This window comes from Synechococcus sp. BA-120 BA3, assembly GCF_034931285.1.
Classification (GTDB): domain Bacteria; phylum Cyanobacteriota; class Cyanobacteriia; order PCC-6307; family Cyanobiaceae; genus Cyanobium.
Genome location: NZ_JAYGHZ010000116.1, coordinates 1 through 3,087 on the forward strand (window position 1 = coordinate 1; position 3,087 = coordinate 3,087).

Annotated in this window: 4 protein-coding genes; 2 read left to right on the forward strand and 2 right to left on the reverse strand. The window is 72.5% G+C overall.

Going from position 1 to position 3,087, the window contains the following annotated elements:
* Nucleotides 1-507, reverse strand: a 507-nt coding sequence (locus VB737_RS06135; RefSeq protein ID WP_500312003.1) for a hypothetical protein, incomplete at its 3' end; no start/stop codon positions are given.
* A 33-nt stretch (nt 508-540) separates the two neighbouring features.
* The gene (locus tag VB737_RS06140) at nt 541-1,290 is read right to left on the reverse strand and encodes a LuxR C-terminal-related transcriptional regulator (RefSeq protein WP_500312005.1); all 750 of its coding nucleotides are present in this window, start codon (nt 1,288-1,290) and stop codon (nt 541-543) included.
* Nucleotides 1,291-1,424: 134 nt separating this feature from the next.
* Between VB737_RS06140 and VB737_RS06145 the strand changes: the two genes are divergently transcribed.
* A complete protein-coding gene (locus tag VB737_RS06145; protein WP_500312006.1) occupies nt 1,425-1,748 on the forward strand; it encodes a DUF1825 family protein in 324 nt (107 codons plus the stop codon).
* Nucleotides 1,749-1,754: 6 nt separating this feature from the next.
* The coding region (locus tag VB737_RS06150) for a flavin monoamine oxidase family protein (protein WP_500312008.1) at nt 1,755-3,087 on the forward strand (1,333 nt) is incomplete at its 3' end.

The window sequence follows — 3,087 nt, forward strand, 5'->3', positions numbered from 1 at the left end:
GAGCCGCTCCTGCAGCAGCCGTTCGGACGCCTGGTTGATCGCCTGTGGCGGCGGCAGCGGCGCAGACCGGGGCCGGCCGCGGCGCCGGAAGCGCAGCACCGGCAGCCAGATCCCCACCCGGGCGGAGGGAACCTGGAGCCCGGCGGCCAGATCCCCGGGACCCGACCACTGCTGGCCCTCGCCCTGGAGGCGGATCAGCCGATCCACCAGCTCAGGCGGGCAGCCGGGTAGCCGCAGCCAGTCGCCGGCCTCGGCGAGGTTGACCTCGAGGCTCCAGCCCAGGGCGGCCGCCTGGCGCACCTCGGCCCCATCCCGGAACCGCAGCGCCGGGTCCAGGGCCAGCTTGAGGGCGAGCAGTTCCTTTTCGACGGCTTCTTCAGCGCCCATCGCGGTAAGGCCAGTCCCGGCCGGAGTGGCCCCTGGCTGCGGCGGCGGCAGGGGCGGCAGCTGGCCGGTGGCCTCCAGCAGGCGGCGGGCCAGGGGATCCAGCCAGTGGCGTCCTGCCATGGAGGCCCGAGCGCGCGCACGTCGGGCCTGAAACTAGCGGGTGCCTCCGGGTCGGGGCCAGTCGACCAGCCCCAGCTGCAGGCCGATGACCACCGCCTGGATGCGGCCCCGGACCCGCAGCTTGAGCAGCACGTTGCGGACGTGGGTCTTGACGGTGTCGACCGACACCATCAGTTCCCGGGCGATCTCGTGGTTCGTCAGGCCGTGCACCACCCGCTCGAGCACCTGCCGCTCCCGGGCACTGAGCGGTTCGGCGGCGTCACCGCCGGGCTCCTGGTCCGCCAGGACCGCCCCCACCAGGCCACGGTCGAGGTAGAGGCCGCCGCTGAGCACGGCGTGCAGGGCCTGCAGGCCGGAGCCGTGGAGCAGCCGCGACTCCGGCACGATGCCGTCGCAGCCCGCCTGCAGGGCCTGCCGGATCCGGGCGAGGCGGTGTTCCTGCGACACCACCAGGAGGGTGCGGACCTCGGGGTGGCGGGCCTTGACCTGCACCACCAGGTCCACGCCGCAGCCCTCCTCCAGCCGGTCACTGACCAGCAGCAGGGCGGGGCGATGGCGGCGCACCTGGGCGAGCCCCTCGGCGGCGGTGGTGGCGGCCCCCAGGATCCTGGCCGGCGTGCCCATCAACAGGGTGATCTGGGCCCGGCTGCCCAGGCACAGCACCAGACGGACACCGCGGAGCAGCGCCAGTCCCCGGCTGAGGTCGTCACGCACCTGGGGCAGCAGGGGGGTGAGGTCCACGGGCACAGGGGCGGGGACACCCCAGCGATGGAGGAGGTCCATCCTCACCAGGGGATGGCATCCATTTCGGTATCGGCCATGGCGGGCCGGGGACGGCGATACGTGGATCCGCACTCCCCAGGCCTGCCCGGTCTCTGCAGAATCGATCTCTCCCGCAGTCCGGAGCAGACGTTCCCATGGCTTTCTTCGACTCCGAGATCGTCCAGGACGAAGCGAAGCGGCTGTTCAGCGATTACCAGCAGCTGATGCAGCTGGGCAGCGAATACGGCAAGTTCGACCGCGAGGGCAAGAAGCTGTACATCGAGCGGATGGAGGAGATGATGGAGCGCTATCAGGTGTTCATGAAGCGCTTCGAACTCTCCGAGGACTTCCAGGCCAAGCTCACCGTCGAACAGCTGCGCACCCAGCTCGGCCAGTTCGGCCTCACCCCCGAGAAGATGTTCGAACAGATGACCCTCACCCTCGAGCGCATGAAGGGCGAGCTCGATGCGGCGGGCTGATCCGGCGTGAAGGACGTCATCGTGAAGGACGTCATCGTCGTCGGGGCGGGGCTGGCCGGACTGGTGGCCGCCAGGGAGGTGCGCAGGGCCGGCCTGTCGGTGGAGGTGATCGAGGCGGCTCCGGCCGTAGGCGGTCGCATGGTGCGGGCCCCCCTGAACCAGGAGGGGGACGGGACCCGGCCGGCCCGGCCCCCCGCCTGGATCGACCTGGGCGGCCAGTGGGTCGGAGCCACCCACGCCCGCTTCCGCTCCCTGCTCGAGGAGCACGACCTGCGCCGTTTCCCCTCGCCCCACGAGGGCGAGACGGTCCTCTGCTTCGGCTCCCACCGCTGCACCTTCAGCGGTTTCTTCCAGGGGTTCCCGGAGGGGCAGCCGCCCTCGGTGCCCCAAGCGGACTGGCAGGACGCCATGCAGGCCCTGGAGCGCTTCCAGGAGCTGGTGGTGTCCCTGCCGGAGGGCCATCCCCATCACCATCCCGACGCCGCCGCCCTCGACCGGCTGAGCTTCCAGGATTGGATCGAGGCCCACACCCACACCCCCTTCGCCGCCTGGTACTTCGCCTACTTCTGCCGGGCCGTCGGCTTTCTCGGGCCGGCGGAGCCGGACCAGGTGTCGCTGCTGCATGTGGCCTGGGGCCAGCGCACGGCGCCCCAGGGCGACCACCCCGAGGAGGAGCTGATCCACGGCGGTGCCGGCCAGCTGCCGGCGCTGCTGGCCAGGGGCCTGGAGGACGCCCTGGTGCTCGGTGAGCCGGTGCGGGCCATCGAGCAGCCGGCGGGACCCGCCGGCCCCGATGCGGAGGGCCCCATCACGGTGACCACCGACAACGGCAGCCACCACGGCCGGGCGGTGATCGTGGCCATGCCGCCGGCCATGGCGGCCGCGATCCACTTCACGCCGGAGCTGCCGGCCGATCGGCGCGCCCTTCAGGAGGGCATGGCCATGGGCCGCTGCACGAAGGTGCTGGTCGCCTACCGCAGCCCCTGGTGGCGGCAGGCCGGACTGGCCGGCATCGGCATCGGCGATCGCCCCTGGGTGGAACTCTGCGCCGACAGCTCCGATCCCGAGACCGGTCTGGGGGTGATCGCCGCCTTCGTGGCGGGCCGCCGCCAGGAGCGCTGGTCGGCCCTGGATCCTGCGGAGCGGCGGGCGGCGGTGCTGGGGGATCTGGCCGCCTACTTCGGTCCGATGGCGCTGGAGCCGCTCGACTACGTGGAGAAGGACTGGCCGCGGGAGCCCTTCGTCGGCGGGGCCTTTGCCGGCTGGATGCCCCCCGGGCTGTGGACCGGCAGCGGCGACGCCCTGCTGCGGCCCCACGGCCGGGTGTTCTGGGCCGGCA